At 51.1% G+C, this 23,735-nt stretch carries 40 protein-coding genes and 1 pseudogene; 6 read left to right on the forward strand and 35 right to left on the reverse strand.

What is annotated here, in order from left to right; all coding sequences use genetic code 11:
• On the forward strand, window positions 1–191 hold a 191-nt coding region (locus tag BIY29_RS17605), incomplete at its 5' end, for an integrase core domain-containing protein (protein ID WP_147437172.1).
• A gap of 41 nt (window positions 192–232) precedes the next feature.
• Here the strand turns inward: BIY29_RS17605 and BIY29_RS17610 are convergent.
• Window positions 233–760: pseudogene (locus BIY29_RS17610) on the reverse strand (DUF932 domain-containing protein); the annotation flags it as partial.
• 284 nt (window positions 761–1,044) lie between these two features.
• Window positions 1,045–1,278 carry a hypothetical protein gene (locus BIY29_RS20070; protein ID WP_147437173.1) on the reverse strand — a complete coding sequence of 78 codons (234 nt, stop codon included), beginning with the start codon at window positions 1,276–1,278 and terminating at the stop codon, window positions 1,045–1,047.
• A 237-nt stretch (window positions 1,279–1,515) separates the two neighbouring features.
• On the opposite strand from BIY29_RS20070, the gene BIY29_RS17615 reads away from it, so the two are divergent.
• From BIY29_RS17615 to BIY29_RS17635, 5 genes are read left to right on the forward strand one after another with little or no spacing between them, the layout of a single operon-like run.
• Window positions 1,516–3,051, forward strand: coding sequence for a phosphorylase family protein (locus BIY29_RS17615; protein WP_121576358.1), 1,536 nt, complete (start codon window positions 1,516–1,518; stop codon window positions 3,049–3,051).
• A 42-nt stretch (window positions 3,052–3,093) separates the two neighbouring features.
• Window positions 3,094–4,041: a CBASS oligonucleotide cyclase gene (locus BIY29_RS17620; protein WP_121576359.1), complete on the forward strand. Its 948-nt coding sequence runs from the start codon at window positions 3,094–3,096 to the stop codon at window positions 4,039–4,041.
• A 5-nt stretch (window positions 4,042–4,046) separates the two neighbouring features.
• Window positions 4,047–4,535, forward strand: coding sequence for an HORMA-1 domain-containing protein (locus BIY29_RS17625; RefSeq protein ID WP_121576360.1), 489 nt, complete (start codon window positions 4,047–4,049; stop codon window positions 4,533–4,535).
• Window positions 4,532–5,428 carry an AAA family ATPase gene (locus tag BIY29_RS17630; protein ID WP_121576361.1) on the forward strand — a complete coding sequence of 299 codons (897 nt, stop codon included), beginning with the start codon at window positions 4,532–4,534 and terminating at the stop codon, window positions 5,426–5,428. The genes BIY29_RS17625 and BIY29_RS17630 overlap by 4 nt, the downstream gene beginning before the upstream one ends.
• 27 nt (window positions 5,429–5,455) lie before the next feature.
• Entirely contained in the window at window positions 5,456–6,010 is a 555-nt protein-coding gene (locus tag BIY29_RS17635) for a 3'-5' exonuclease (RefSeq protein ID WP_121576362.1), read from the forward strand.
• A 120-nt stretch (window positions 6,011–6,130) separates the two neighbouring features.
• On the opposite strand, the gene BIY29_RS17640 is transcribed toward BIY29_RS17635, so the two are convergent.
• The 33 genes from BIY29_RS17640 to BIY29_RS17800 all read right to left on the reverse strand — a co-directional run.
• The gene (locus BIY29_RS17640) at window positions 6,131–7,198 is read right to left on the reverse strand and encodes a PDDEXK nuclease domain-containing protein (RefSeq protein ID WP_121576363.1); all 1,068 of its coding nucleotides are present in this window, start codon (window positions 7,196–7,198) and stop codon (window positions 6,131–6,133) included.
• Window positions 7,195–8,394 (reverse strand): tyrosine-type recombinase/integrase, encoded by a 1,200-nt coding sequence (locus BIY29_RS17645; protein WP_121576364.1) that lies wholly within the window; start codon window positions 8,392–8,394, stop codon window positions 7,195–7,197. Before BIY29_RS17645 ends, BIY29_RS17640 begins: the two co-directional genes overlap by 4 nt.
• 217 nt (window positions 8,395–8,611) lie before the next feature.
• Window positions 8,612–9,004 (reverse strand): 50S ribosomal protein L17, encoded by a 393-nt coding sequence (rplQ, locus tag BIY29_RS17650; RefSeq protein ID WP_121576365.1) that lies wholly within the window; start codon window positions 9,002–9,004, stop codon window positions 8,612–8,614.
• A 40-nt stretch (window positions 9,005–9,044) separates the two neighbouring features.
• Window positions 9,045–10,034: a DNA-directed RNA polymerase subunit alpha gene (locus tag BIY29_RS17655; RefSeq protein ID WP_048637257.1), complete on the reverse strand. Its 990-nt coding sequence runs from the start codon at window positions 10,032–10,034 to the stop codon at window positions 9,045–9,047.
• Window positions 10,035–10,059: 25 nt separating this feature from the next.
• Entirely contained in the window at window positions 10,060–10,680 is a 621-nt protein-coding gene (gene rpsD / locus BIY29_RS17660; RefSeq protein WP_121576366.1) for a 30S ribosomal protein S4, read from the reverse strand.
• A gap of 30 nt (window positions 10,681–10,710) precedes the next feature.
• Window positions 10,711–11,100 (reverse strand): 30S ribosomal protein S11, encoded by a 390-nt coding sequence (rpsK, locus tag BIY29_RS17665; RefSeq protein ID WP_121576367.1) that lies wholly within the window; start codon window positions 11,098–11,100, stop codon window positions 10,711–10,713.
• A gap of 16 nt (window positions 11,101–11,116) precedes the next feature.
• Window positions 11,117–11,473, reverse strand: coding sequence for a 30S ribosomal protein S13 (gene rpsM, locus BIY29_RS17670; RefSeq protein WP_121576368.1), 357 nt, complete (start codon window positions 11,471–11,473; stop codon window positions 11,117–11,119).
• Window positions 11,474–11,619: 146 nt separating this feature from the next.
• Window positions 11,620–11,736, reverse strand: coding sequence for a 50S ribosomal protein L36 (gene rpmJ / locus BIY29_RS17675; RefSeq protein ID WP_002227352.1), 117 nt, complete (start codon window positions 11,734–11,736; stop codon window positions 11,620–11,622).
• A gap of 33 nt (window positions 11,737–11,769) precedes the next feature.
• Window positions 11,770–13,101 (reverse strand): preprotein translocase subunit SecY, encoded by a 1,332-nt coding sequence (gene secY, locus BIY29_RS17680; protein WP_121576369.1) that lies wholly within the window; start codon window positions 13,099–13,101, stop codon window positions 11,770–11,772.
• Window positions 13,102–13,108: 7 nt separating this feature from the next.
• Entirely contained in the window at window positions 13,109–13,543 is a 435-nt protein-coding gene (rplO, locus tag BIY29_RS17685) for a 50S ribosomal protein L15 (RefSeq protein ID WP_121576370.1), read from the reverse strand.
• Between the two features lie 3 nt (window positions 13,544–13,546).
• Window positions 13,547–13,726, reverse strand: a complete 180-nt coding sequence (gene rpmD / locus BIY29_RS17690; protein ID WP_004846568.1) for a 50S ribosomal protein L30 — start codon at window positions 13,724–13,726, stop codon at window positions 13,547–13,549.
• 2 nt (window positions 13,727–13,728) lie between these two features.
• Entirely contained in the window at window positions 13,729–14,232 is a 504-nt protein-coding gene (gene rpsE / locus BIY29_RS17695; protein WP_121576371.1) for a 30S ribosomal protein S5, read from the reverse strand.
• Window positions 14,233–14,246: 14 nt separating this feature from the next.
• Window positions 14,247–14,600, reverse strand: coding sequence for a 50S ribosomal protein L18 (gene rplR, locus BIY29_RS17700; protein WP_121576372.1), 354 nt, complete (start codon window positions 14,598–14,600; stop codon window positions 14,247–14,249).
• Between the two features lie 9 nt (window positions 14,601–14,609).
• Complete coding sequence (gene rplF, locus BIY29_RS17705) at window positions 14,610–15,143, reverse strand: 50S ribosomal protein L6 (protein WP_121576373.1); 534 nt, start codon at window positions 15,141–15,143, stop codon at window positions 14,610–14,612.
• Between the two features lie 13 nt (window positions 15,144–15,156).
• On the reverse strand, window positions 15,157–15,549 hold the full coding sequence (rpsH, locus tag BIY29_RS17710; RefSeq protein WP_121576374.1) for a 30S ribosomal protein S8: 393 nt from the start codon (window positions 15,547–15,549) through the stop codon (window positions 15,157–15,159).
• 33 nt (window positions 15,550–15,582) lie between these two features.
• Window positions 15,583–15,888, reverse strand: coding sequence for a 30S ribosomal protein S14 (gene rpsN / locus BIY29_RS17715; protein ID WP_109491455.1), 306 nt, complete (start codon window positions 15,886–15,888; stop codon window positions 15,583–15,585).
• 13 nt (window positions 15,889–15,901) lie between these two features.
• On the reverse strand, window positions 15,902–16,441 hold the full coding sequence (rplE, locus tag BIY29_RS17720) for a 50S ribosomal protein L5 (RefSeq protein WP_039487909.1): 540 nt from the start codon (window positions 16,439–16,441) through the stop codon (window positions 15,902–15,904).
• Between the two features lie 14 nt (window positions 16,442–16,455).
• Window positions 16,456–16,770: a 50S ribosomal protein L24 gene (gene rplX / locus BIY29_RS17725; protein ID WP_121576375.1), complete on the reverse strand. Its 315-nt coding sequence runs from the start codon at window positions 16,768–16,770 to the stop codon at window positions 16,456–16,458.
• Window positions 16,771–16,780: 10 nt separating this feature from the next.
• Entirely contained in the window at window positions 16,781–17,152 is a 372-nt protein-coding gene (gene rplN / locus BIY29_RS17730) for a 50S ribosomal protein L14 (protein ID WP_000613954.1), read from the reverse strand.
• A 168-nt stretch (window positions 17,153–17,320) separates the two neighbouring features.
• Window positions 17,321–17,575 (reverse strand): 30S ribosomal protein S17, encoded by a 255-nt coding sequence (rpsQ, locus tag BIY29_RS17735; RefSeq protein WP_009111210.1) that lies wholly within the window; start codon window positions 17,573–17,575, stop codon window positions 17,321–17,323.
• Window positions 17,575–17,766 carry a 50S ribosomal protein L29 gene (gene rpmC, locus BIY29_RS17740; protein ID WP_048637248.1) on the reverse strand — a complete coding sequence of 64 codons (192 nt, stop codon included), beginning with the start codon at window positions 17,764–17,766 and terminating at the stop codon, window positions 17,575–17,577. Before rpmC ends, rpsQ begins: the two co-directional genes overlap by 1 nt.
• Window positions 17,766–18,176, reverse strand: coding sequence for a 50S ribosomal protein L16 (rplP, locus tag BIY29_RS17745; protein WP_009111208.1), 411 nt, complete (start codon window positions 18,174–18,176; stop codon window positions 17,766–17,768). The genes rpmC and rplP overlap by 1 nt, the downstream gene beginning before the upstream one ends.
• Window positions 18,177–18,188: 12 nt before the next feature.
• Entirely contained in the window at window positions 18,189–18,890 is a 702-nt protein-coding gene (gene rpsC, locus BIY29_RS17750) for a 30S ribosomal protein S3 (protein WP_005970274.1), read from the reverse strand.
• Window positions 18,891–18,907: 17 nt separating this feature from the next.
• Window positions 18,908–19,240 carry a 50S ribosomal protein L22 gene (gene rplV / locus BIY29_RS17755; protein ID WP_005970275.1) on the reverse strand — a complete coding sequence of 111 codons (333 nt, stop codon included), beginning with the start codon at window positions 19,238–19,240 and terminating at the stop codon, window positions 18,908–18,910.
• 14 nt (window positions 19,241–19,254) lie between these two features.
• A complete protein-coding gene (rpsS, locus tag BIY29_RS17760; RefSeq protein ID WP_004929772.1) occupies window positions 19,255–19,533 on the reverse strand; it encodes a 30S ribosomal protein S19 in 279 nt (92 codons plus the stop codon).
• Between the two features lie 16 nt (window positions 19,534–19,549).
• Window positions 19,550–20,371 (reverse strand): 50S ribosomal protein L2, encoded by an 822-nt coding sequence (gene rplB / locus BIY29_RS17765; protein ID WP_121576376.1) that lies wholly within the window; start codon window positions 20,369–20,371, stop codon window positions 19,550–19,552.
• Between the two features lie 19 nt (window positions 20,372–20,390).
• A complete protein-coding gene (gene rplW, locus BIY29_RS17770; protein WP_121576377.1) occupies window positions 20,391–20,693 on the reverse strand; it encodes a 50S ribosomal protein L23 in 303 nt (100 codons plus the stop codon).
• Window positions 20,690–21,295, reverse strand: a complete 606-nt coding sequence (rplD, locus tag BIY29_RS17775; RefSeq protein ID WP_048637244.1) for a 50S ribosomal protein L4 — start codon at window positions 21,293–21,295, stop codon at window positions 20,690–20,692. Before rplD ends, rplW begins: the two co-directional genes overlap by 4 nt.
• 10 nt (window positions 21,296–21,305) lie before the next feature.
• Complete coding sequence (rplC, locus tag BIY29_RS17780; protein ID WP_121576378.1) at window positions 21,306–21,935, reverse strand: 50S ribosomal protein L3; 630 nt, start codon at window positions 21,933–21,935, stop codon at window positions 21,306–21,308.
• A gap of 32 nt (window positions 21,936–21,967) precedes the next feature.
• Entirely contained in the window at window positions 21,968–22,279 is a 312-nt protein-coding gene (rpsJ, locus tag BIY29_RS17785) for a 30S ribosomal protein S10 (RefSeq protein WP_001181005.1), read from the reverse strand.
• Between the two features lie 294 nt (window positions 22,280–22,573).
• On the reverse strand, window positions 22,574–23,047 hold the full coding sequence (bfr, locus tag BIY29_RS17790) for a bacterioferritin (protein WP_121576379.1): 474 nt from the start codon (window positions 23,045–23,047) through the stop codon (window positions 22,574–22,576).
• Window positions 23,048–23,120: 73 nt separating this feature from the next.
• Entirely contained in the window at window positions 23,121–23,315 is a 195-nt protein-coding gene (gene bfd, locus BIY29_RS17795) for a bacterioferritin-associated ferredoxin (protein WP_121576380.1), read from the reverse strand.
• Window positions 23,316–23,510: 195 nt separating this feature from the next.
• A partial coding sequence (locus BIY29_RS17800) for an EF-Tu C-terminal domain-related protein (RefSeq protein WP_476695675.1) occupies window positions 23,511–23,735 on the reverse strand: 225 nt, incomplete at its 5' end.

Raw genomic sequence — 23,735 nt, forward strand, 5'->3', positions numbered from 1 at the left:
GGGACAATGCGCCAATGGAGCGGTTCTTCAGGAGCCTGAAATCGGAATGGATACCGGAATGTGGTTACGAAAATGTGGATGATGCCAAGACAGATATCCTGAGTTACATGACGTATTACTACAACCAACGCAGGCCGCATAGCTTCAATAATGGTCAGACGCCGCATGCTAAAGAAAAGCATGCAGCGTAAAAAACCTTAACGAGTGTCCAATATTGCTAGACCACATCATCCAAGGTGATGCCGCGCATCAGGTCGCGCGACTCCTTGACCCGCTCGAAGCCGCTCAACACCTCGTAAGCGCCTTCAATCACCAGCCCGGATACGTCGCCTTTGTGGGGCACGCGCACGTCGGCCACGGTGTCACCGCACACCAGTCCGTTGCTGCACACGAAACGGAACATTCCCGCCAGCATCTGATAGCTGCTCGTACCGTCATGCGAGTTCAGCAGCACGATTTCGTTAGCCTCTGCGCCATTGATCTGGCTGGCGTGGCGCAGGCGCAGCATGTGTTTGGTGTGCTCGCGCTTGCCTTCGTTGCGCACGCGGGTTTGCGTCACCATGAAGGGCTGAAACCCTTCCTTGCGAAGCTCGGTCAACACGGCAGCCGTTGGAATGTAGGCGTATCGCTCGGAGCGACTTTCGTGCGGAGCGTCCGCGAAGATGGACGGGGCCACACGGCGGATTTGGTCGTCCGACAGCGGGTAATCGCTACGCAGCGACGGGGAACGGGAAGCGAAACGGGATGCAAGTTGCATGATCTTTCTCCTGACAAAGTTGGCTGTTGAAGAAACCTCACCGGATTCCTAGATTCGGAGCCCAGCCTTTCGGCTGTTCGGTGCGGTTGGCACGAAGAACCCGGTTGGCCTCGTTGCCACCGTCTTTCCTGAGTTCATCGCCCGCGACGGTCAGGAGCGCGCGGACGGGGGGCCGTCAAGGAGCAAAGCGCAGGGTTGGTGCGGCCCGCAGGCGAAGCCGAGGACACGGCCCTGCGCGCCTTGACGGCACACGGCCGCGGGCTACAGTCGCGAGCAAGGTGATGGAGTCAGGAAAGATGGCTGGACAGGCAACGGCCATCCCCTTGTGACGACCGCACGCAAGCGAAGCGCGCAGGCCCGAAGCTGGAAGCCGGGCCGTAGGCGTCAGCCGAGCGAAGCGAGGGAACGATAGAAGCCCAGCAGGGGCGAGACTCGCACAGCGAGGCTCGATGCGTAGCACGACAGCGCGGCCCGGCTTTGCCGGGGGACGCAATATTCAACGGGTGTTGTCTACGAGCCAAACCTCCCGCGTCTAGCTCCCAGATCCTCCAAACTGGGCCAGCCAGTTGCATGAATTTGCTTTCAACGCAAATATTTTTGCAACAAAGCTCTTGAAATGTAAAAAATAAGCCGCATGTCTGAAGAGGTTTGCGAGCTGCTTTCGGTGTCGGCCGTGCGTTGTATGGCCGGCTGCGAGGATTGGGTTAGTGGCTCGTAGAAGACTATGCGGCTGTATAAAAATTCGAGCGAGATCACTGATGACAAATTCCCTGATGCTGGCGTCGAGCTACTTCCTTCTTGCTGGCAGCATTTCGAACACGACGGGAAATGCGCTTATCGACAGAGCACACGAATTTGTAGACACGTTTGTTGAGGAGGTGCTCAAGGTCGGCGGCAGCTTTGTCATTTACGTCGCTGCGGAACCGGTCAACGAAGATGGCAAACCGCTGCTGTTCGATTGGACGATTGCCAAAGCGGTTGACAAGCTGACACCGGGTGACAGCGTTCAGGTTCGCCTAAAAATCGTCGCTTCGCACGAGCGCCTTCAAACTAAGGCGAACCCTGAGCAACGCAGGCTACTCATGGGCATGGTCGCGCGTGGCGTCGCAGAACTCGTACCTCTCGAAGAGGAAGTGCTGACTGGTGGCAATGTCGGCGATGAGCAAATTGAGCACGCAACTGCAATGGTGGCTCTGGGCGGCGGAAAAGGGGTGCTGGACCGCGCGCGCAAAATGGCCAAGAAGCTATTGCCTGTGTTGCCGCTTGATTTGCAGTTGGGTGCAAATAGCGAAGATGGTGCTGGCGCGCTTGGCGTCCTGAAGAGCTTCCAAATGAACCCTCTGACCTACATGCCGAATAGCGGAAATAAGGTTGTCAAATTTCTTCCCGCGCTATCTCTGCAAGAACCCGTGCTGGCCTTTTCAGAGATCAGCACGCGCATTGTAAAAATCTTCTATGAGGAAGAGCGGGCCAGGATTGATGGTCTGCCCCCTGATGTACTGGTATTAACCGCTCTGGACATTGAATTGGCCGCAGCCAAGCATGCCTTTGGCATCGCGGAAGATGCCGAGCATTCGACTACAGAGCATGGTCTCCACGTCTGGAAGGCGCCCGTCACCAAACGCGGTGGCAGGACGGCCAGCTGCGTAGTAGCTTGCTTCGCAGGCGCTGGTAACGTAGATGCCGCGTCTGTGACCGCCATGCTATTGAGTGAACTGCGGCCTACTAATGTGATGATGTTGGGTATTGCGGCCGGCCTGCGGGGCAAATGTGCGCTTGGCGAAGTCGTCCTTGCAGAGCGCATCGTCGCCTATGAAGGCGCCGCTCTTATTGAGGGCGGAAAAGCCGAGGCGCGCCCTGAAATCACCAGGCTGAGCATGCGTGTTCGCCAAGACGTCAGCTCCTATCTTTCCAACAGAGCAGCTCTTGAATCTCGCCTCACAAATAGCTACCAAGCACTCGGGATCGAATTCCCTGAGCAAGTCGATGCTGGCCCTGTCGCCAAGGGGGTACTGCCGAAGACAGCCACGGTTGCGAGTGGTGAAAAACTCCTTCGCGACCCCGAGAAGTTTATGGGCATGCGTGAGCTTCACGGGAAGATTGAAGTCGCCGAGATGGAAGGGGCAGGCCTATTTGCCGCGTGTGCCAATTTCGGCAAACCTGTACTGATGGTGCGTGGTATCAGCGATTTCGGTGATTCGAAAAAAGACAATAGATTTCATCTACTGGCTGCTCAGGCAGCAGCAGCAGTTACTGTCGACTACATTGCGAACGGCATGACGTTGCAGGATTAAGAATAAAGACACGTCTCTTGCTGATTAAAATAGGGATAATTAATGCCGCTATCAAATTCAGAGTTTGAATATTTCGACCACAATGTGTTGCGTCTTCCTGGCGAAAAGCGTAAGGAATATCACGCGCAGGTCGATAATCTTGTAAGCGAGCTAAAGAAGCGCATTACAGACAAGTCGAAGCTCAAAGTCACGAAGGTCGTTAAAGCGGGCTCATTCGCAAAATACACCATCTTAAAAAAGATTGATAATTATCCTACGGATGTTGATGTTGTTTTTTATATCGCCGGCATAGAAGAAAACAGTAAGTCATACGAAGACTTGTGCAACAGAATCTACGATCTGTTGATAGAAATTTATCCGACCAAGAAAGTTGACGACTTCGAGATCCAACGTCGCGCAGCAAAGGTGACCTTCGTTAAGAGCGGTTTGGAAGTGGATGTCGTCCCGGTTCTACAGAACAGCTCGATCGCTGACCACGGCTGGCAATACGATATTCAAAGCGGCGCCAGGAACCTTACCTGCGCACCGTGCCACATCCAGTTCGTCAAAACTCGAAAAGATAAGGATAAGCACTTTCGAACGCTGGTTCGGTTGGCCAAGCGTTGGAGGCACTTCCACGATATCGCTGGCCTGAAATCTTTCCATATTGAACTGATTTTGGGGCACATAGTTGATACAGACGGCCCAGCAGAGAGCATCGAAAAGCGCTTCAGAGAATTCCTAGCATATATCGCCCGCACAAAACTAAGCGAGCGCATTGATTTTCCGGAAAATGCCAACAAGACAGCGATCCACTTCAGCGATCCTGTTGTGATTATTGATCCGGTAAGCCCGGAGAACAATGTCGCATCTCGTATTACGAAGGATGAGCAGGAACTTATAGCGAAAGCAGCAGAAGTTGCGCTAGATACAGCGACTTATGCATCTGTTGAAAACGATAACGACGTGTGGAAAGAGATTTTTGGCGGCCGCTTCAAGACCAAGGACTAAAAAGGATGAGCACGTATTCGACCACCAGCACCTACACGGTCGCAGATATTGAAAAAGTCATGCGAAGTGTTAAGGCAGATCTGATTATCATTGCGATCACCACCAAGGCAATGACCGAGGACGAAGCAGCGAATTATGCCCATGACATCGAAGTTCTGGCCAAGAAAAACCACCTCGAGTACGCCGATGTGACGCTCATGAATGGTTCATCAGAGGTGCGCGCTATCAAATATGAGTTCCAGACGGAAGGTGCAACGGGCTCGGAGCGGCCTGGTGGCGTGACATGGCCACTGACGCCGAAAGAAAACGGTGGGCGGATTCGTATTCATCTGCGCTACACAGAATCGTCTTCTGCAGAAAAGCGCGCAGGACTACCCTTGAAATTTTCCTGGGTGCCCGCGTCTACAGACACCAGCCACAAAGACCTAAACTCCTCTGCAGCACGTGGCTATAGCAGCAATGGATTTGGCGCAAACAGGAAGGATTTTTCGTGAGCAGCCCATCTGTATTTGAAGTGAAAACTAACCTTCCTACAACGCAACTCGATGATCAAGGGCAGAAATTACTGGGTTTTGAGGGGCGTTATCTGCGCGTAAAAAAACGCCTTCAACTCATTCTGCAGTCGAATGAGCTGGAGCGTTGGAGTCAGAAACATCACAAGAAAAATCTTGCGGTTATTGGCTTGTTGAATGACCAATATCCATTGGCCATCTTTCATGGTGATGTAGGAACTGGAAAAACTGCAAACGCCGAGGCGATTGCAAACCGCCTGGCTCGTGATGCAAAAATTGAAGATGCCATTCTCTTCAAGCTGAGCAATAAAGTCCGTGGCACTGGCAAGGTAGGTGAAATGGGCACGCTTATCACCCAAGCTTTCGAAGACATTGCCAGGTCTATAGGGCCGGGCAAGGGTCGGGCTTTCCTGATTATTGATGAAGGAGACTCCTTGGGGGCATCCCGAAGTCAGGATCATAGTCACCACGAAGATAAGGTTGGCGTTAACACGCTGATTCAATCTATCGACAGCATGCGCAAACATGGCGGACGTATTTTCGCCATCCTCTGTACAAACCGTTTGTCAGCTCTTGATGCCGCTGTCATTCGTCGAGCGTCGATTATCGAGGAGTTCAAACGACCGTCCGATGATGAGCGGCATGAACTCTTTACGAAGGATCTGAGTGACATGGGTTTCTCGGCTGTCGAGATCAGGAAATTGGTTGAAGCAACCGCTGCGACAAAAACCAAACCGGCCTGGACTTACTCTGATATACGGACACGCCTGTATCCAGCCGCTGTGTCCTTGGCGTTCCCGGATTCGCCACTGAAAGTGGAGCATTTCCATCAGGCTGTTGCGGAGTTGGGGCCATCGCCTGTGATGGCAGGTTAATGCAACGACAATTACCGGAGAAAGTGAATGAATAAGAAGTCCGAAGTCTTTATCTCGGTTGACGTCGAAACTGCGGGTCCCATCGTCGGTGAGCACAGCATGCTTACTGTGGGGGCCTGCCTAGCACACCAGCCTGAAGTTTCTTTCTCAGTAATGCTCAAACCGATTAGTGATAAATCGATCGCAGAGGCCCTAGAAGTCTCAGGCCTCACACTAATGCAGGCTGAAAGAGATGGTCTGATGCCAGTCGAAGCAATGTCGAAGTTTGCTGCCTGGATTGCTACAAATTTGCCCAAAGACAGCACGCCAGTTTTTGTAGGGCTGAATGCACCGTTCGACTGGGGATTTGTAAACCACTACTTTCTAAAATACTTGGGTGACAATCCATTTGGCTTCACAGCATTAGATATCAAGGCGCTTTTTATGGGTGTCACGGGCTGCTCCTGGTATGAAACTAGGTCGAGCGCTATCGATAAAGTTGTGAATCCCAGCCAGAAAGGGGATCACGATGCACTTCACGACGCAATCTATCAGGCTGAGTTGTTCAGACGAATCTATGACTTGAGTCAGAAAGCCAAATAGCCAGCAACGCCGGCTATTCGGAGTTGCATTGCGGTGGCAAGTGCGCTTAATCATGCCCCGCTAATTTCTGGCAAGAGAATTCCGTCAGGTCGGCCATCCTCAGCTTGGCATTGATAGAACTCAGTTTCCGTTTTCGTCCATGCCGCGCTGCTCAATCTGAAACTTCGCCCGCTGCGTTGCCTGTTGCAGCCTCGCCACCAGCACGCCTCTCGGCGGTAAGGCCGTCAGGTACTCGGCGACGTGGATGCCCGACTTGTCCAATTCCAGCAGCTCGATCTGCTCGGACTTCTTGCCTGTGCAGAGAATGATTCCCAGAGGCGAAGCTTCCCCCGGCTCTCGCTCGTGCTTGTCGAGCCAACGCAGGTAAAGCTCCATCTGCCCCTTGTACGCCGCCTTGAACTCGCCGACCTTCAATTCGACTGCTACCAGCCGTCGCAGCCTTCGGTTGTAGAACAGCAAGTCGAGGTGGAAATCGTCGTCGTCGATCTGGATTCGTTTTTGTCGAGCCACGAACGTGAAGCCCGCGCCCAGTTCCAGCAAGAAGGACTCCATCTCGCGGATGATCGCCTCTTCTAGGTCGCCTTCTTTCCAGGTGTCTCGTAGACCGAGGAAGTCGAGGATGTACGGGTCACGCATGACGAGATTGGGCGAGATGCGCTGCGCGTCACGCATGGCCGCCAACTCCTGCGCGATCATCGTGTCCGGCTTCTTGGACAAGGCCGTACGTTCGTACAGCATCGAGTCGATGCGTTCGCGCAGCGTCCGCACACTCCAGCGTTCCGTACCGGCCATTTGCGCGTAGTAGTCCCGCTGCATCGGCTCCTTGAGCGCCAGCAACATGACTAAATGCGACCAGCTCAATTGTCGCGACAGCGTCGCGACAATTGGTTCGTCTGGGAACGTGGCGGCAAACTTGACCATCCGGCGCAGGTTCTTCTCTCCAAACCCGCGCCCGTAATCGCGGGCAAGTTGCTCGGCCAGGGTCGGCAGGATTTCCTCGCCATATCCGGCCCGCTGACCGGCCAGCACCTCCGTATGGATGCGCTGCCCGATGCGCCAAAACAGCAAGGTCAGCTCGGCATTGACCGCCGAGGCGGCGCGCTGGTGCGACGCCTCGATCAGCGCCCGGATGTCGCCCAGTAGCACCACCGGCGCTGGCGCCGCGACGGATGCTTTGCGCCGGGTCATGCCGTCACCTCCTTGGCTGGTTGCATCCCGGTGATCGTCTTGCGTCGGTTCGCCACCAATTCGGCTGCGTCTCGCACCGGTTTGTCTTCCGTGTGGACATAGCGCATGAACATCACAACAGTCTTGTGCGCCGTCAGCGCCATGCCGACCTTGACCGGGATGCCCGAATTGGCAATATCGGTCGCCGAGCGGTGGCGGATGCCATGCGTGCCCACGTGCGTCGCACCAGCAGCCTTGAGCGCACGGCTCCAGCCACCATAATACTCGCCCGTAGTCAGATGCTGGCCAGCGTGGCTCGGAGAAGGCAGCACGTAGCGGCTGCCTTCTTGCCGGGGTGCCGTCGAGAGTAGCCGATAGGCTTCCTCGCTCATGGGCTTGGACATGCCGCCGGTCTTGCTGTCAGGCCAGACGACGCGCCGGTTCTGCAGGTCAACCCAGTCCCATTCCAGCGCAATGATCTCTGAGCGCCGGGCGGCGAACTCGAATTGCAGACGTATCGCCAGAGGGATGACGTAGTTTTCCAGTCCCTCGGCCTCGATTTGGTCGAGCTGCCGGAATAGCTTCCCCATTTCCTCATCGCTGATGAGGTGCGTGGATTTCCCGTTGGGATACATCGGGACATGCCGGCAGGGATTGGTTCCGTCTGCCCGGAAGCCCCACACTTCGGCCAAGTTGAACATCTTGCGCATGACGCTGAACGTGCGGTTCGCTTCGGCGGGCTTGTGGGCCATTTTCTTCATCATCCCGGCCACGTCTGGGCGCTTCACATCCTGGACTTTCGTGCGGCCCAGAATCGGGACGATGTTACGGTCGATGACGGCCTGATACCCGCGCTGCGTGCTGGGCTTGTTGCGCTGCTTGGAATAGTCTTCCATGAACTTCTCGCACAGCTGCTTGACCGTGGGAGCGGCACGGGCCGCAGCCTTGGTGGCGCTGGGATCGCCGCCCCGGCGTACCTCGGCCAGCCACTCCTGGGCCAGCGAGCGAGCTTGCTCGACAGTCAGTTCCCCGTACAGACCCAAGGCGGGCTTGCGGCGCTCGCCAGCGTTCGTGCGGTACTGGAGCATGAACACCTTGCGGCCCGCCGGCGTAACCTTGCACAGGAAGCCGGGTACCAGCGTGTCCCTGAGTTCCACGGCCTGCGCCTGGGCTTGTGCCGCATCGAGTGCGGACTTGGTGAGTTTGATTTTCGCCATGATGACTCCTCGATAGGACCTGATTCCCAGGAGCCTTATGGGGGCCAGCAGAGGGGAAGTCAGGTCAGGTTTCGGAAAGCACCGGCATATGTTGAACTCGCCTAAGTTATTGATAAACCTGCTGTATCGGGCGTCGGCGTAGTCCAGCGAAGTTCGGTGCTGGAGTCATGGTGAAATAAAAAAACCGGGTTTCCCCGGTTTTTTATGCCATTACAGATTACTCTGCAGTAGCAACTTCCTCTGTCTTAGATACTGAGCGATCAACAAGCTCGATGTATGCCATCGGCGCATTGTCACCTGCACGGAAGCCACACTTAAGAATACGAGTGTAACCACCGGCACGGCTCGCGAAACGCGGGCCCAGTTCATTAAACAGTTTTGCCACGATCTCGTTATCACGAGTACGGGCGAATGCCAGACGACGATTAGCAACGCTGTCGGTCTTGGCAAGAGTAATCAGCGGTTCAACAACACGACGCAGCTCTTTTGCTTTAGGCAGGGTCGTCTTGATAATCTCATGACGAACCAAAGAACTAGCCATGTTACGGAACATAGCCTGACGATGGCTGCTGTTACGGTTCAGTTGACGACCACTCTTACGATGGCGCATGACCTTATCCTTCTCAGTAAAACCTTAACCTGTGATCCGGTTACTCATCAGCAATGCTTGCTGGTGGCCAGTTTTCCAAGCGCATGCCTAGAGACAGACCACGTGAAGCCAGTACGTCTTTAATCTCAGTAAGAGATTTTTTACCAAGGTTAGGCGTTTTCAACAGCTCAACCTCGGTACGCTGTACCAGATCACCGATGTAGTGGATAGCTTCTGCCTTGAGGCAGTTAGCAGAGCGGACAGTCAATTCCAGATCGTCAACAGGGCGCAGCAGGATCGGATCGAATTCTGGTTTTTCTTCTTTAACTTCTGGTTGACGTACATCACGCAGGTCAACAAAAGCTTCAAGTTGTTCAGCCAGAATGGTGGCCGCACGGCGGATCGCCTCTTCAGGATCGATCGTACCATTGGTCTCCATTTCGATGACCAGCTTGTCCAGGTCAGTACGCTGTTCTACACGTGCTGCTTCAACATTGTAGGCAATACGCTCTACAGGGCTATAGCAAGCATCGACTAACAGGCGACCAATCGGGCGCTCATCTTCTTCCGTATGAATGCGGGCAGATGCCGGCACATAACCACGACCACGCTGAACTTTAATACGCATACTGATAGCAGCGTTTTCATCAGTCAGATGGCAGATCAAGTGCTGTGGCTTGACGATTTCGACATCACCATCATGGACGATGTCGGCGGCAGTCACAGGGCCAATGCCAGATTTATTCAGGGTAAGAATAACTTCATCTTTTCCTTGAACTCTCACCGCCAGCCCTTTCAGGTTGAGCAGGATTTCCAGGATATCTTCCTGTACGCCTTCTTTGGTGCTGTACTCATGCAGTACACCATCAATCTCAACCTCGGTCACCGCGCAACCTGGCATGGATGAAAGCAGAATACGGCGCAGTGCGTTACCAAGAGTATGGCCGAAGCCCCGCTCTAACGGCTCAAGGGTCACCTTGGCGTGCGTCGAACTCACTTGCTCGATATCAACCAGGCGCGGTTTTAGAAACTCTGTCACAGAACCCTGCATTGTGTCCTCTCTTTGGTACTAAGCTTTACTTGGAGTAAAGCTCGACGATCAGGTGTTCATTAATGTCCGCAGACAGATCGGTCCGTTCAGGAATACGTTTGAACACACCTTCCATCTTGGCAGCATCAACTTCCAGCCAAGTTGGCTTTTCACGCTGTTCAGCCAGCTCCAGAGCGGCTTTAACGCGAGATTGCTTTTTAGCTTTCTCACGGATGCTGACTACGTCATTCGGGGATACCTGATAAGAAGCGATGCTAACAACGCGACCATTTACCATGATAGCTTTGTGGCTAACCAACTGACGTGATTCAGCACGCGTGGCACCAAAACCCATACGGTAAACAACGTTGTCCAGACGGCCTTCCAGCAGTTGTAACAGGTTAGCACCTGTGTTGCCTTTCAGACGTGCTGCTTCTTTATAATAGTTACGGAACTGACGTTCCAGAACACCATAAGTACGGCGAACTTTTTGCTTTTCACGTAACTGCACACCATAGTCGGACAGACGCGGTTTACGCGCACCATGCTGACCAGGGGCTTGTTCAATCTTACACTTGGAATCAATCGCACGAACACCAGACTTCAGAAACAGGTCGGTGCCTTCACGACGGCTCAGCTTGAGCTTAGGACCCAAATATCTTGCCATTTTCTTTCTCCAACAATCCTAAAAGCAGCGTTATACGCGACGCTTTTTCGGCGGACGACAACCGTTATGAGGGATCGGAGTCACATCAGTAATATTAGTGATGCGAAAACCAGCCGCATTCAATGCGCGGATAGTAGACTCACGGCCCGGACCAGGTCCTTTAACCATAACTTCCAAGTTCTTAATACCGTATTCTTTCACTGCTTCAGCACAGCGCTCTGCTGCAACTTGAGCGGCGAATGGCGTAGACTTACGAGAACCACGGAAACCGGAACCACCGGCAGTTGCCCAACCCAGCGCATTACCCTGACGATCGGTAATAGTTACGATGGTGTTGTTAAAAGAAGCATGGACATGAGCCACACCGTCAGAGACTTGCTTTCTTACACGTTTACGTGTACGAATAGGTGCCTTTGCCATTATTCAATCACCCCGATTATTTCTTGATCGGTTTACGCGGACCCTTACGGGTACGAGCGTTAGTCTTGGTACGCTGACCGCGAACCGGCAGACCACGACGATGACGCAAACCACGATAAGTACCAAGGTCCATAAGACGCTTGATGCTCAGGGTAACTTCACGACGCAGATCACCTTCGACAACAAACTTGGCAACTTCGTCACGCAGCTTATCGATTTGCTCTTCAGACAGCTCACTGATCTTAACATTTTCTGCAATACCCGTAGCAGCGCATATAGCCTGCGAACGAGTTTTACCGATACCGTAGATCGCCGTTAATGCGATAACGGTATGTTTTTGATCAGGAATGTTAATGCCTGCTATACGGGCCACTATGCACTCCTACAATTTTATACAGCAATACCATTCTGAAAAGCCCGTTTTCAGGATACTCAAATAGTATTGCAGCTACATACAAAAGATTGGCTGGCTAATCTAGCCAGCTCAACCCAACTTTGCAAGAAAAATATGCGAGATAATCAGCCTTGACGCTGTTTATGCTTCGGCTCGGCACTGCAGATCACACGAACGACACCGTTACGCTTAACAATCTTACAGTTACGACATAATTTCTTGACGGAAGCACGAACTTTCATTTTTACTCTCCGTAACTTCTCAAGCTCACCCGATTAACGGTTATAGCCTTTCAGGTTTGCTTTCTTCAATGCAGACTCATACTGACTTGACATCATCAGAGTTTGCACTTGAGCCATAAAGTCCATGATGACCACAACAACGATCAATAATGACGTACCTCCAAAATAGAAAGGCACTTTCATTGCATCACGCATGAACTCCGGGATCAGGCAGATGAAAGTAATATACATCGCACCAACCAAGGTGAGACGAGTCATTACTTTATCGATATACTTCGCCGTTTGCTCTCCCGGACGAATTCCTGGCACGAATGCACCGGACTTCTTCAGGTTATCTGCTGTTTCACGCGGGTTGAAAACCAGCGCAGTGTAGAAGAAACAGAAGAAGATGATTGCAGACGCATAGAGTAACACATAAAGCGGTTGCCCAGGCTGCAAATACATCGAAATTGTAGTCAGCCAGTTCCAACCAGTACCGCCCCCAAACCAGGACGCAATCGTGGCCGGGAACAGGATAATGCTGGAAGCAAAAATAGCTGGGATAACCCCTGCCATGTTCACTTTCAACGGTAAATGCGTACTCTGTGCCGCATAAACACGACGACCTTGTTGACGTTTAGCATAGTTGACGACGATACGCCGTTGGCCACGCTCAATGAAAACAACGAAGAAGGTTACTGCAAACACTAAAACTGCAACCAACAGCAACAGGAGGAAGTGCAGGTCGCCTTGCCTCGCTTGCTCGATGGTATGGCCAATGGCCGGCGGCAACCCCGCAACAATACCAGCGAAGATTATGATTGAAATACCGTTACCGATACCTCGTTCTGTAATCTGTTCACCCAGCCACATCAGGAACATTGTCCCAGTAACCAGACTAACAACAGCGGTAAAGTAGAAAGCAAAGCCTGGATTTAATACCAGACCTTGCATCCCAGGCATATTCGGCAGACCGGTAGCAATACCGATCGACTGGAATATGGCCAATACCAGAGTACCGTAACGGGTGTACTGGCTAATCTTACGACGACCAGCCTCCCCTTCTTTCTTTATTTCTGCCAACGCTGGATGAACTACCGTCAACAGTTGGATAATAATTGATGCCGAAATGTACGGCATAATACCCAGAGCAAAGATAGAAGCACGGCTAAGAGCACCACCAGAGAACATGTTAAACATTTCAATGATGGTGCCCCGCTGCTGCTCAAGCAATTTGGCAAGCACAGTGGCATCAATACCAGGAATCGGAATAAAAGAGCCAATACGGAAAACAATCAGCGCACCGATAACAAACAATAGTCTGCGCTTCAGTTCACCAACTCCGCCTTTAGCACTTTGAAAATCTAATCCTGGTTGTTTGGCCATCTGCTACTTATTCCTCAATTTTACCGCCAGCAGTTTCGATAGCAGCACGAGCACCTTTAGTGACACGCAGACCACGAATCGTTACCGGACGAGCAACTTCACCAGAAAGAATCACTTTCGCAAATTCGATCTGAATGCCAATAACATTAGCGGCTTTCAGCGTATTCAGGTCAACGATGTCGCCTTCTACTTTAGCCAGATCGGACAGACGAACTTCTGCCGTCACCATGGCTTTACGAGAAGTGAAGCCGAATTTCGGCAGACGACGGTATAAAGGCATCTGACCACCTTCAAAACCACGACGTACGCCACCGCCAGAACGAGACTTCTGACCTTTGTGACCACGACCGCCGGTTTTGCCCAAGCCAGAACCAATACCACGACCTAAACGCTTCGGTGCATGTTTAGCACCTTCGGCCGGAGACAGAGTATTCAAGCGCATCTGTTACTCCTCCACTTTAACCATATAGGAAACCGCGTTGACCATACCACGAACGGCAGGAGTATCCTCACGTTCAACAGTATGTCCAATACGACGCAGACCCAGGCCAAGCAGTGTTGCCTTGTGTTTCGGCAGACGACCGATTGCACTACGGGTTTGAGTTATTTTAATAGTCTTTGCCATGGTTAATTCCCCAGAATTTCTTCAACGGATTTACCACGCTTGGCAGCGACCATTTCCGGGGACTTCATATTTGCCAGACCATCAATCGTTGCACGAACCACGTTAATCGGGTTGGTGGAACCATAGGCCTTAGCCAATACGTTGTGAACCCCTGCAACTTCCAGGACGGCGCGCATTGCGCCACCGGCAATAATACCGGTACCTTCGGAAGCTGGCTGCATGAACACACGAGAACCCGTGTGAGCACCTTTAACCGGGTGCTGCAGGGTGCCGTTGTTCAGCGCGACATTCATCATATTGCGACGGGCTTTTTCCATCGCTTTCTGGATCGCTGCCGGAACTTCGCGTGCTTTTCCGTAACCAAAACCAACGCGGCCATTACCATCACCCACTACAGTCAGTGCGGTGAAGCTAAAAATACGACCACCTTTAACGGTTTTAGATACGCGATTTACCGCGATCAGCTTTTCCTGCAGTTCGCCAGCTTGTTTCTCGATGTGAGCCATCTTACACCTCTACCTTAGAACTGAAGGCCAGCTTCACGGGCAGCATCTGCCAGTGCCTGGACTCGACCATGATATTGGAAACCGGAACGGTCAAAGGATACGTCTTTAATCCCTTTTTCCAACGCGCGTTCAGCAATAGCTTTACCTACTGCGGTAGCTGCATCTTTATTACCGGTATACTTCAGTTGTTCAGCGATAGCTTTTTCTACAGTAGAAGCGGCTACCAGGACTTCAGAACCGTTCGGTGCGATGACCTGCGCATAAATATGGCGCGGGGTACGATGTACCACCAGACGCGTCGCACCCAGTTCCTGGAGCTTGCGGCGTGCGCGGGTCGCACGACGGATACGAGCTGCTTTCTTATCCATAGTGTTACCTTACTTCTTCTTAGCCTCTTTGGTACGCACGACTTCGTCGGCGTAACGGACACCCTTGCCTTTATAAGGCTCAGGACGACGGTAGGCGCGTAATTCCGCAGCGACCTGACCAATAACCTGCTTATCACTACCTTTCAGTACGATTTCAGTTTGGCTAGGGCACTCTGCAGTTATACCTGCCGGCAGCGTGTGGTCAACCGGGTGAGAGAACCCAAGAGACAGGTTCACTACATTGCCTTTTACGGCAGCACGGTAACCAACACCGACCAGCTGCAGCTTCTTGGTGAAGCCTTCGGTAACACCGACAACCATTGCGTTTAACAGAGCACGAGTAGTACCCGCCTGGGCCCATCCGTCAACGAAACCTTCACGCGGGGCGAAAGTCAGAACGTTATCAGCCTGTTTAACTTCAACAGCGTCATGGATCTTACGACTCAGCTCGCCGTTTTTACCCTTAATCGAAATAACCTGACCGTTGAGTTTTACCTCTACGCCGGCAGGAATGACGACGGGTGCTTTTGCAACACGAGACATTCTTTCCTCCCGATTAAGCCACGTAGCAGATAATCTCGCCACCAAGACCAGCCTGGCGAGCTGCACGATCAGTCATAACACCTTTAGAGGTAGAAACAACCGCGATACCTAAACCGGCCATAACTTTTGGCAGCTCATCTTTTCTTTTATAGATGCGCAGACCTGGACGGCTTACTCGCTGAATGCTTTCTACCACTGCCTTACCCTGGAAATACTTAAGTTCTAATTCCAGAACAGGCTTGGCGTCGCCTTCGATTTTAAAATCTTCAATGTAACCTTCTTCCTTCAGCACGTTGGCAATTGCCACTTTCAGCTTGGAGGAAGGCATGGTGACCGCAACTTTGTTCGCGGATTGACCGTTACGGATACGGGTCAGCATATCCGCGATCGGATCTTGCATGCTCATCTGTCTTTACTCCCGTGATTCAATTGGTGACAATTACCAGCTAGCCTTTTTCAAGCCCGGAATTTCACCGCGCATAGCGGCTTCACGAACCTTGATACGGCTCAACCCGAACTTCCGCAGGAAAGCATGCGGACGACCAGTTTGACGGCAGCGGTTACGCTGACGAGACGGGCTGGAATCACGCGGCAGAGTCTGCAGCTTGAGAACTGCATCCCAACGTTCTTCGTCGGAAGAGTTCACACCAGAGATAATAGCTTTCAATTCCTCGCGTTTAGCGCGGTATTTATCAGCCAGTTTTACGCGAACGACTTCGCGTGCTTTCATGGATTGTTTAGCCATTAGTAACCCTGCCTTACTTGCGGAATGGGAAGTTAAAGGCGGCCAACAGCGCACGGCCTTCATCATCGGATTTCGCAGTGGTGGTAATGGTAATATCCAAACCACGAACGCGATCGACTTTGTCATAGTCGATTTCCGGGAAGATGATCTGCTCACGCACACCCATGCTGTAGTTACCACGGCCATCAAATGACTTGGCGGACAAGCCACGGAAGTCACGGATACGCGGTACAGCAATAGAAATCAGTCGCTCAAGGAACTCCCACATGCGTTCACCACGCAGAGTTACTTTACAGCCGATTGGATAGCCCTGACGGATTTTGAAGCCTGCAACAGATTTGCGAGCTTTGGTGATCAACGGTTTTTGACCAGAGATAGCTGCTAAGTCAGCTGCTGCGTTATCCAGCAGTTTCTTGTCAGCAATCGCTTCACCAACACCCATGTTCAGGGTGATCTTCTCGACCCGAGGGACTTGCATGACAGAATTGTAGCTAAACTCAGTCATGAGTTTTTTAACTACTTCGTCTTTGTAGTAATCATGCAGTTTCGCCATCGTACTACTCCAAATTACTTGATAGTTTCGCTATTAGATTTAAAGAAACGGACTTTTTTGCCGTCTTCGAATCTAAAGCCTACACGGTCAGCCTTACCAGTTGCCGTATTGAAGATTGCAAGGTTAGAAACTTGAATTGCAGCTTCTTTTTCAACGATGCCGCCTGGTTGGTTCAGGGCCGGAACCGGCTTCTGATGTTTTTTAACCAGGTTGATACCTTCAACAATGACCTTACTAGCAGACAGGACATTTTTTACTTTACCGCGCTTACCTTTATCTTTACCGGTCAGCACGATAACTTCGTCATCACGACGGATTTTCGCTGCCATGATTCGCTCCTTAGAGTACTTCTGGTGCCAGAGAGATAATTTTCATGAACTTCTCATTACGCAGTTCACGAGTTACCGGCCCAAAAATACGCGTACCAATGGGCTGTTCGCTGTTATTGTTCAGAATAACGCAAGCATTTCCATCGAAGCGAATGACAGAACCGTCCGGGCGACGAACACCCTTCTTGGTGCGCACCACAACCGCCTTCAGCACATCGCCTTTCTTCACCTTACCGCGGGGAATTGCTTCCTTGATGGTAATCTTGATGATATCGCCGACGCCTGCGTAGCGACGGTGCGAGCCACCTAGAACCTTGATACACATTACGCGACGTGCACCGGAGTTGTCGGCCACATTCAGCATAGTCTGTTCTTGGATCATGTTAGTGCTCCGCTAATGTCAACTACTACTTTAGGACCCATGATAGGCCATTAAAATGCCCCCATAATTAAGGGCGCGGCATTATAACACCGCTTCCTGATTATGGGTAGAAAAAATAAACGGCTCAGTTACTGAGCCGTTTATCATAACGAGAGGAGCGCTACTGTATTACAGAATCGCTTTCTCTACAACGCGAACAAGCGTCCAAGACTTGGTTTTGGACAACGGACGGCATTCGCGGATTTCAACCACGTCCCCGGTACCGCATTCATTGTTCTCGTCATGTACGTGCAGCTTAGTCGTACGTTTAATGAACTTACCGTAAAGCGGGTGTTTCACGAAACGCTCGATGGCGACAACGATGGATTTCTCCATTTTGTCACTCACGACACGGCCTTGCAGAGTACGGATTTTATCGGTCATTACGCACCCGCCTTCTCAGTCAGTAAAGTCTTAACACGTGCAACATTACGACGCACTTGTTTCAACAGGTGAGTTTGTTGCAGCTGGCCACTTGCCGCCTGCATGCGCAGATTGAATTGTTCGCGCAGCAGTTCGAGCAGCTCAGTGTTCAGCTCTTCAACGCTCTTTTCACGCAGCTCTTGTGCTTTCATTACATCACCGTCTTAGTTACAAAGGTGGTTTTAATCGGCAGTTTCGCTGCTGCCAGTTGGAATGCCTCACGGGCTAACTCTTCCGGCACACCGTCCATTTCGTACAGGACTTTACCTGGCTGAATCAAGGCAACCCAATACTCCACGTTACCTTTACCTTTACCCATACGTACTTCAAGCGGCTTTTCGGTAATCGGTTTGTCCGGGAATACACGGATCCAGATCTTACCTTGACGCTTAACAGCACGAGTCATGGCACGACGTGCAGCTTCGATTTGACGAGCAGTCAGGCGACCGCGGCCAACAGCTTTCAGACCGAAAGTGCCGAAGCTCACATCCGTACCTGCAGCCAGGCCACGGTTGCGGCCTTTGTGCATCTTACGGAATTTTGTACGCTTTGGTTGTAACATCAGCGACTCTCCTTACTTACGGCCTTTACGCTGCTGCTTTTTAGGTTGAGCAGCCGGTTTTTCCGGTTGTTCAACGGCAGCCATACCACCCAGGATCTCACCTTTAAAGATCCACACTTTCACACCGATAACACCATAAGTGGTGTGCGCTTCGGAGGTGTTGTAATCGATATCCGCACGCAGTGTGTGCAACGGAACACGACCTTCACGGTACCATTCGGTACGTGCGATTTCAGCGCCGCCAAGACGACCGCTTACTTCAACTTTGATCCCTTTAGCGCCCAGACGCATGGCGTTCTGTACTGCACGCTTCATTGCACGACGGAACATCACACGACGTTCCAGCTGAGAAGTGATGCTGTCAGCAACCAGTTTGGCGTCTAACTCCGGCTTACGGACTTCGGCGATATTGATTTGCGCAGGTACGCCAGCGATATCCGCGACGACTTTACGCAGTTTTTCAACATCTTCACCTTTTTTACCGATAACGATACCCGGACGAGCAGTGTGAATAGTCACACGGATGCTTTTTGCCGGACGTTCGATAACGATACGAGAAACGGAAGCTTTTTCCAGTTCCTTCGTCAGGTATTTACGAACTTTAAAGTCGCTGTCCAGGTTGTCAGCGAATTCTTTGGTATTCGCATACCAGGTAGAGTTCCAAGGTTTGACAATACCTAGTCTAATACCATTAGGATGTACTTTCTGACCCATTGCTAGTCTCCAGAGTCTCAGCGATCGGACACAACCACAGTAATGTGGCTGGTACGCTTCAGGATGCGATCCGCACGACCTTTAGCACGCGGCATAATGCGCTTCATGCTTGGGCCTTCGTCTACGAAGATTTTCGCAACTTTCAGATCATCAATGTCAGCGCCGTCGTTGTGTTCTGCGTTAGCAATGGCAGACTCCAGCACTTTTTTAACCAGACCAGCAGCTTTCTTGTTGGTGTAGGTCAGAACTTCCAGAGCTTGCGACACTTTCTTACCGCGAATCAGGTCCGCCACCAGGCGAACCTTTTGGGCAGAAGAACGAGCGTGGCAATGTTTAGCGATAGTTTCCATCTCTTCCTCCTACCTTAGCGCTTTTTAGCCTTTTTATCGGCCGCATGGCCGCGATAAGTACGAGTCGGCGCGAATTCACCCAGTTTGTGACCGACCATTTCATCGGAAACAAACACCGGAACGTGCTGACGACCATTATGGACAGCGATGGTCAAACCGATCATGTTTGGAAAGATCGTTGAACGACGGGACCAAGTGCGCAAAGGCTTCTTGTCACCGCTTTCCACCGCTTTCTCTACCTTCTTCAGCAAGTGCAGGTCAATAAATGGACCTTTCTTGAGAGAACGTGGCATGGTTTATCCTCTAAAATTATTTAGTACGGCGACGTACGATAAACTTATCAGTACGCTTGTTGCTGCGGGTCTTCTTACCTTTGGTCTGTACGCCCCACGGGGATACCGGGTGCTTACCAAAGTTACGACCTTCACCACCACCGTGCGGGTGGTCTACCGGGTTCATCGCCGTACCGCGAACAGTAGGACGAACACCACGCCAGCGAGCAGCACCTGCTTTACCCAGCACGCGTAGCATATGCTCCGCATTACCAACTTCGCCCAGCGTAGCGCGGCAGTCAGACTCGACTTTACGCATTTCGCCAGAACGCAGACGCAGGGTAACGTAAGCACCATCACGAGCAACGATCTGAACGTAAGCTCCAGCAGAACGAGCCAGTTGGCCGCCCTTACCTGGTTTCATTTCTACGTTATGAACCGTTGAACCGACAGGGATGTTACGCATCGGCAAGGTGTTACCGGTTTTGATTGCAGCATCAACGCCAGATTGAATCTGGTCACCTGCTTTAAGGCCTTTCGGCGCCAGGATGTAACGGCGTTCGCCGTCTTTATACAGAACCAGCGCGATATTCGCGGAACGGTTCGGATCATACTCCAGACGCTCAACAACAGCAGGAATACCATCTTTGTTGCGTTTAAAGTCAACCAGACGATATTGCTGTTTATGACCACCACCGATGTGACGGGTAGTGATGCGGCCATTGTTGTTACGGCCACCGGATTTGCTGTTTTTTTCCAGCAACGGGGCATAAGGTTTGCCCTTGTGCAGCTCAGGGTTAACCACTTTAACAACGTGGCGACGACCCGGAGATGTCGGTTTACATTTAACAATTGCCATTGTTCTTTACTCCTCCGACTTACTCTGCGCCGCCGATGAAGTCCAGATTCTGGCCTTCTTTCAGGGTGACGTAAGCTTTTTTCCAGTCGCTACGACGACCGATACGCTGTCCATGACGTTTCGCTTTTCCTTTAACTACCAGGGTGCGAACATCATTGACTTCGACTTCAAACAGTTTCTGCACAGCAGCTTTGATTTCTGCTTTAGTCGCGTCTTTAGCAACTTTGAGTACGATGGTGTTATTCTTTTCCATCGCAGTAGACGCTTTTTCAGAAACGTGCGGCGCGCGCAATACTTTCAGCAGACGTTCTTCACGGATCATGCGAGCATCTCCTCAACTTGCTTAACAGCTTCAGCAGTCATGACGACTTTGTCGAAGGCGATCAAGCTAACTGGATCGATACCGGCTACATCACGCACATCAACCTTGTACAGATTGCGTGCAGCCAGGAACAGATTCTCATCTAATTCACCGGTGATGATCAGTACGTCTTCCAGCGCCATGTCTTTCAGTTTCTGTGCCAGCAGCTTGGTTTTCGGTGCTTCTACAGAGAACTTCTCGACAACGATCAGACGATCTTGACGTACCAGTTCGGACAGAATGCTTTTCAGCGCGCCGCGGTACATCTTTTTGTTAACTTTCTGACTGTGGTCCTGAGGCTTTGCCGCGAAGGTTACACCACCGGAACGCCAGATCGGGCTCTTGATAGAACCTGAACGCGCACGGCCTGTACCTTTCTGACGCCACGGTTTTTTACCGGAACCTGTTACTTCAGCACGGGTCTTCTGAGCGCGAGTACCTTGACGGGCACCTGCTGCGTAAGCAACAACAACCTGGTGTACCAGCGCTTCGTTGAAGTCACGACCGAAGGTAGTTTCGGAAACAGTCAGCGCGCTTTGCGCGTCTTTCAATACTAATTCCATTGCTATCTCCTCACGCCTTCACTGCTGGTTTAACGATCAGGTCGCTACCGGTTGCACCCGGAACAGCACCCTTAACCAGCAGCAGGTTGCGCTCAGCGTCAACACGCACTACGTCCAGGCTCTGAACAGTTACACGCTCGTTACCCAGTTGGCCTGCCATTTTCTTGCCTTTGAACACTTTGCCCGGAGTCTGGTTCTGACCGATAGAACCCGGAACACGGTGAGACAAGGAGTTACCATGGGTAGCATCCTGGGTACGGAAATTCCAGCGCTTAACTGTGCCAGCAAAACCTTTACCTTTGGATGTACCGGTAACGTCTACTTTTTTAACGTCAGCGAAAATTTCAACACTAATGCTCTGACCTAAAGTGAACTCTTCGCCTTCGGAAAGACGGAATTCACGCAGGGTACGGCCAGCTTCTACACCAGCTTTAGCAAAGTGACCCGCTTCTGGTTTGGTAACACGATTTGCTTTTTTAGCACCGGTTGTTACCTGTACAGCGCGGTAGCCGTCGTTAGACAGGTCTTTAACCTGAGTTACGCGGTTTGCTTCAATTTCGATAACGGTTACGGGGATAGATACGCCATCTTCAGTGAAGATACGGGTCATGCCCACTTTTTTACCGACTAAACCAATCATTGTTTCAACCTCTCAATCGCTCAATGACCTGATTAACCCAGGCTGATCTGCACGTCTACACCAGCAGCCAGATCCAGACGCATCAGAGCATCAACGGTTTTCTCGGTTGGCTCAACGATGTCAACCAGACGCTTGTGAGTACGAATCTCGTACTGATCGCGCGCATCTTTATTGACGTGCGGAGAAATCAGAACGGTAAAGCGCTCTTTGCGGGTCGGCAGCGGGATCGGACCACGGACTTGCGCACCAGTGCGCTTGGCAGTCTCGACGATTTCCGCAGTTGATTGATCGATCAGACGATGATCAAACGCTTTCAGGCGGATACGGATTCTTTGGTTCTGCATGAGACCAGAGCTCCAATTATTTATAAACGTAAAAAATTACTCCTCACACCCATTTCGATTGATGGGGGAGTGTAATCGTTAGTACATAACCCCCATGTCGGGAGTATTGTTTTGGCTAATTAACAAACTTAGCCCTCTGATTCGTTACAAATCAGACTCACCTTTAGTTTTGGTAAGCTCAAGCATTATACGCAAATTGGTTCAGGAAGCAACACACAGGATAAAATGATTTAAAATGACGGCCAGAATATAGCAATGTATCCAGCCGTGGGATAGGTAATGCTTAAAAGCAGATTATTGCTCTTTAAGCTGGCTCTGCAGATAGTTTTGTATGCCAAGACGGGATATCAGATCCAGTTCGGTTTCCAACCAATCGATATGCCCTTCTTCATCAGCCAGAATTTCTATCATCAGATCTCTGCTGACATAATCCCGCACAGAATCCGAGTAAGCGATGGCTTCACGTAAATCCTGAGCGCCATCTAATTCAAGCTGAAGATCGGAACGAAAAATTTCCTCAACATCTTCCCCTATATTTAGTTTCCCCAAGTCTTGCAGATTGGGAATACCCTCAAGAAACAGGATTCGTTCAATATAGCGATCGGCGTGTTTCATTTCGTCAATAGACTCATGATATTCGTGATCGTTGAGACGGGTTAGCCCCCAGTTTTTAAACATTCGGGCATGTAAGAAATATTGGTTAATCGCTACCAGTTCATTGCCCAATAACTTATTCAGATACGTAATGACTTTTTTATCGCCTTTCATGACACGCTCCTCCACTCCAGTTCTTAAAGTGTATAACCGGTAAGCAGAGAGAGTCAAAAAAAGACCTTACATTTTATGCTACTTCATACATATCAGGGAGTTTGGCCTGTTCATCTTCAAAAATAACCCTGGCCTGACGAATACATTTTCCACAATCCGTTCCAATAGGAACCAACTTACGCAACTGCTGCATAGACTGGGGTTGATGCTGACGAACTACATTTCGGATCGCTTTATCAGAGATGGCATTACAAAGGCAAACATACATACTAGAGCAACTCGTTTTTATGGTGGGCTATCCTACCCGCCACCCTTCGCAAGCGGCGTTTAAAATCGCTCCCAGCGATTTTTTAACCAATGGGGCATTGTAAATAGGAATGGTTTTTATTTCAATTCACATTTAGGAAAATGGGTATAAAAAAAGGCACCGAAGTGCCTTTTTATGCTTTTGGTCTACCAGCGATTAAGCGATAACTTTAGCAACAACGCCCGCACCAACCGTACGGCCGCCTTCACGGATTGCGAAACGCAGACCGTCATCCATCGCGATCGGGTGGATCAGGGTAACAATCATCTTGATGTTGTCGCCTGGCATCACCATTTCCACGCCTTCCGGCAGTTCGATGGTTCCCGTTACGTCAGTTGTACGGAAATAGAACTGTGGACGATATCCTTTGAAGAACGGCGT

The organism is Brenneria alni, assembly GCF_003666245.1.
Taxonomy (GTDB): domain Bacteria; phylum Pseudomonadota; class Gammaproteobacteria; order Enterobacterales; family Enterobacteriaceae; genus Brenneria; species Brenneria alni.

What these genes read in the sequence shown, in the direction of transcription:
- rpsJ (WP_001181005.1), bottom strand. Translation starts at nt 22,279, where the DNA reads ATGCAGAACCAAAGAATCCGTATCCGCCTGAAAGCGTTTGATCATCGT.
- rplO (WP_121576370.1), bottom strand. Translation starts at nt 13,543, where the DNA reads ATGCGCTTGAATACTCTGTCTCCGGCCGAAGGTGCTAAACATGCACCG.
- rplW (WP_121576377.1), bottom strand. Translation starts at nt 20,693, where the DNA reads ATGATCCGTGAAGAACGTCTGCTGAAAGTATTGCGCGCGCCGCACGTT.
- rplE (WP_039487909.1), bottom strand. Translation starts at nt 16,441, where the DNA reads ATGGCGAAACTGCATGATTACTACAAAGACGAAGTAGTTAAAAAACTC.
- secY (WP_121576369.1), bottom strand. Translation starts at nt 13,101, where the DNA reads ATGGCCAAACAACCAGGATTAGATTTTCAAAGTGCTAAAGGCGGAGTT.
- rpsD (WP_121576366.1), bottom strand. Translation starts at nt 10,680, where the DNA reads ATGGCAAGATATTTGGGTCCTAAGCTCAAGCTGAGCCGTCGTGAAGGC.
- rplV (WP_005970275.1), bottom strand. Translation starts at nt 19,240, where the DNA reads ATGGAAACTATCGCTAAACATTGCCACGCTCGTTCTTCTGCCCAAAAG.
- rpsQ (WP_009111210.1), bottom strand. Translation starts at nt 17,575, where the DNA reads ATGACCGATAAAATCCGTACTCTGCAAGGCCGTGTCGTGAGTGACAAA.
- rplR (WP_121576372.1), bottom strand. Translation starts at nt 14,600, where the DNA reads ATGGATAAGAAAGCAGCTCGTATCCGTCGTGCGACCCGCGCACGCCGC.
- rpsN (WP_109491455.1), bottom strand. Translation starts at nt 15,888, where the DNA reads ATGGCTAAACAATCCATGAAAGCACGCGAAGTCGTTCGCGTAAAACTG.
- rplQ (WP_121576365.1), bottom strand. Translation starts at nt 9,004, where the DNA reads ATGCGCCATCGTAAGAGTGGTCGTCAACTGAACCGTAACAGCAGCCAT.
- rplB (WP_121576376.1), bottom strand. Translation starts at nt 20,371, where the DNA reads ATGGCAATTGTTAAATGTAAACCGACATCTCCGGGTCGTCGCCACGTT.
- BIY29_RS17645 (WP_121576364.1), bottom strand. Translation starts at nt 8,394, where the DNA reads ATGGCGAAAATCAAACTCACCAAGTCCGCACTCGATGCGGCACAAGCC.
- bfd (WP_121576380.1), bottom strand. Translation starts at nt 23,315, where the DNA reads ATGTATGTTTGCCTTTGTAATGCCATCTCTGATAAAGCGATCCGAAAT.
- BIY29_RS17615 (WP_121576358.1), top strand. Translation starts at nt 1,516, where the DNA reads ATGACAAATTCCCTGATGCTGGCGTCGAGCTACTTCCTTCTTGCTGGC.
- rplD (WP_048637244.1), bottom strand. Translation starts at nt 21,295, where the DNA reads ATGGAATTAGTATTGAAAGACGCGCAAAGCGCGCTGACTGTTTCCGAA.
- BIY29_RS17625 (WP_121576360.1), top strand. Translation starts at nt 4,047, where the DNA reads ATGAGCACGTATTCGACCACCAGCACCTACACGGTCGCAGATATTGAA.
- rpsH (WP_121576374.1), bottom strand. Translation starts at nt 15,549, where the DNA reads ATGAGCATGCAAGATCCGATCGCGGATATGCTGACCCGTATCCGTAAC.
- BIY29_RS17635 (WP_121576362.1), top strand. Translation starts at nt 5,456, where the DNA reads ATGAATAAGAAGTCCGAAGTCTTTATCTCGGTTGACGTCGAAACTGCG.
- bfr (WP_121576379.1), bottom strand. Translation starts at nt 23,047, where the DNA reads ATGAAAGGCGATAAAAAAGTCATTACGTATCTGAATAAGTTATTGGGC.
- rpmD (WP_004846568.1), bottom strand. Translation starts at nt 13,726, where the DNA reads ATGGCAAAGACTATTAAAATAACTCAAACCCGTAGTGCAATCGGTCGT.
- rpsS (WP_004929772.1), bottom strand. Translation starts at nt 19,533, where the DNA reads ATGCCACGTTCTCTCAAGAAAGGTCCATTTATTGACCTGCACTTGCTG.
- BIY29_RS17640 (WP_121576363.1), bottom strand. Translation starts at nt 7,198, where the DNA reads ATGACCCGGCGCAAAGCATCCGTCGCGGCGCCAGCGCCGGTGGTGCTA.
- rplF (WP_121576373.1), bottom strand. Translation starts at nt 15,143, where the DNA reads ATGTCTCGTGTTGCAAAAGCACCCGTCGTCATTCCTGCCGGCGTAGAG.
- BIY29_RS17620 (WP_121576359.1), top strand. Translation starts at nt 3,094, where the DNA reads ATGCCGCTATCAAATTCAGAGTTTGAATATTTCGACCACAATGTGTTG.
- rplC (WP_121576378.1), bottom strand. Translation starts at nt 21,935, where the DNA reads ATGATTGGTTTAGTCGGTAAAAAAGTGGGCATGACCCGTATCTTCACT.
- rplP (WP_009111208.1), bottom strand. Translation starts at nt 18,176, where the DNA reads ATGTTACAACCAAAGCGTACAAAATTCCGTAAGATGCACAAAGGCCGC.
- rpsE (WP_121576371.1), bottom strand. Translation starts at nt 14,232, where the DNA reads ATGGCTCACATCGAGAAACAAGCTGGCGAACTGCAGGAAAAGCTGATC.
- rplX (WP_121576375.1), bottom strand. Translation starts at nt 16,770, where the DNA reads ATGGCAGCGAAAATCCGTCGTGATGACGAAGTTATCGTGCTGACCGGT.
- rplN (WP_000613954.1), bottom strand. Translation starts at nt 17,152, where the DNA reads ATGATCCAAGAACAGACTATGCTGAATGTGGCCGACAACTCCGGTGCA.
- rpmC (WP_048637248.1), bottom strand. Translation starts at nt 17,766, where the DNA reads ATGAAAGCACAAGAGCTGCGTGAAAAGAGCGTTGAAGAGCTGAACACT.
- rpsC (WP_005970274.1), bottom strand. Translation starts at nt 18,890, where the DNA reads ATGGGTCAGAAAGTACATCCTAATGGTATTAGACTAGGTATTGTCAAA.
- rpsK (WP_121576367.1), bottom strand. Translation starts at nt 11,100, where the DNA reads ATGGCAAAGGCACCTATTCGTACACGTAAACGTGTAAGAAAGCAAGTC.
- rpmJ (WP_002227352.1), bottom strand. Translation starts at nt 11,736, where the DNA reads ATGAAAGTTCGTGCTTCCGTCAAGAAATTATGTCGTAACTGTAAGATT.
- BIY29_RS17655 (WP_048637257.1), bottom strand. Translation starts at nt 10,034, where the DNA reads ATGCAGGGTTCTGTGACAGAGTTTCTAAAACCGCGCCTGGTTGATATC.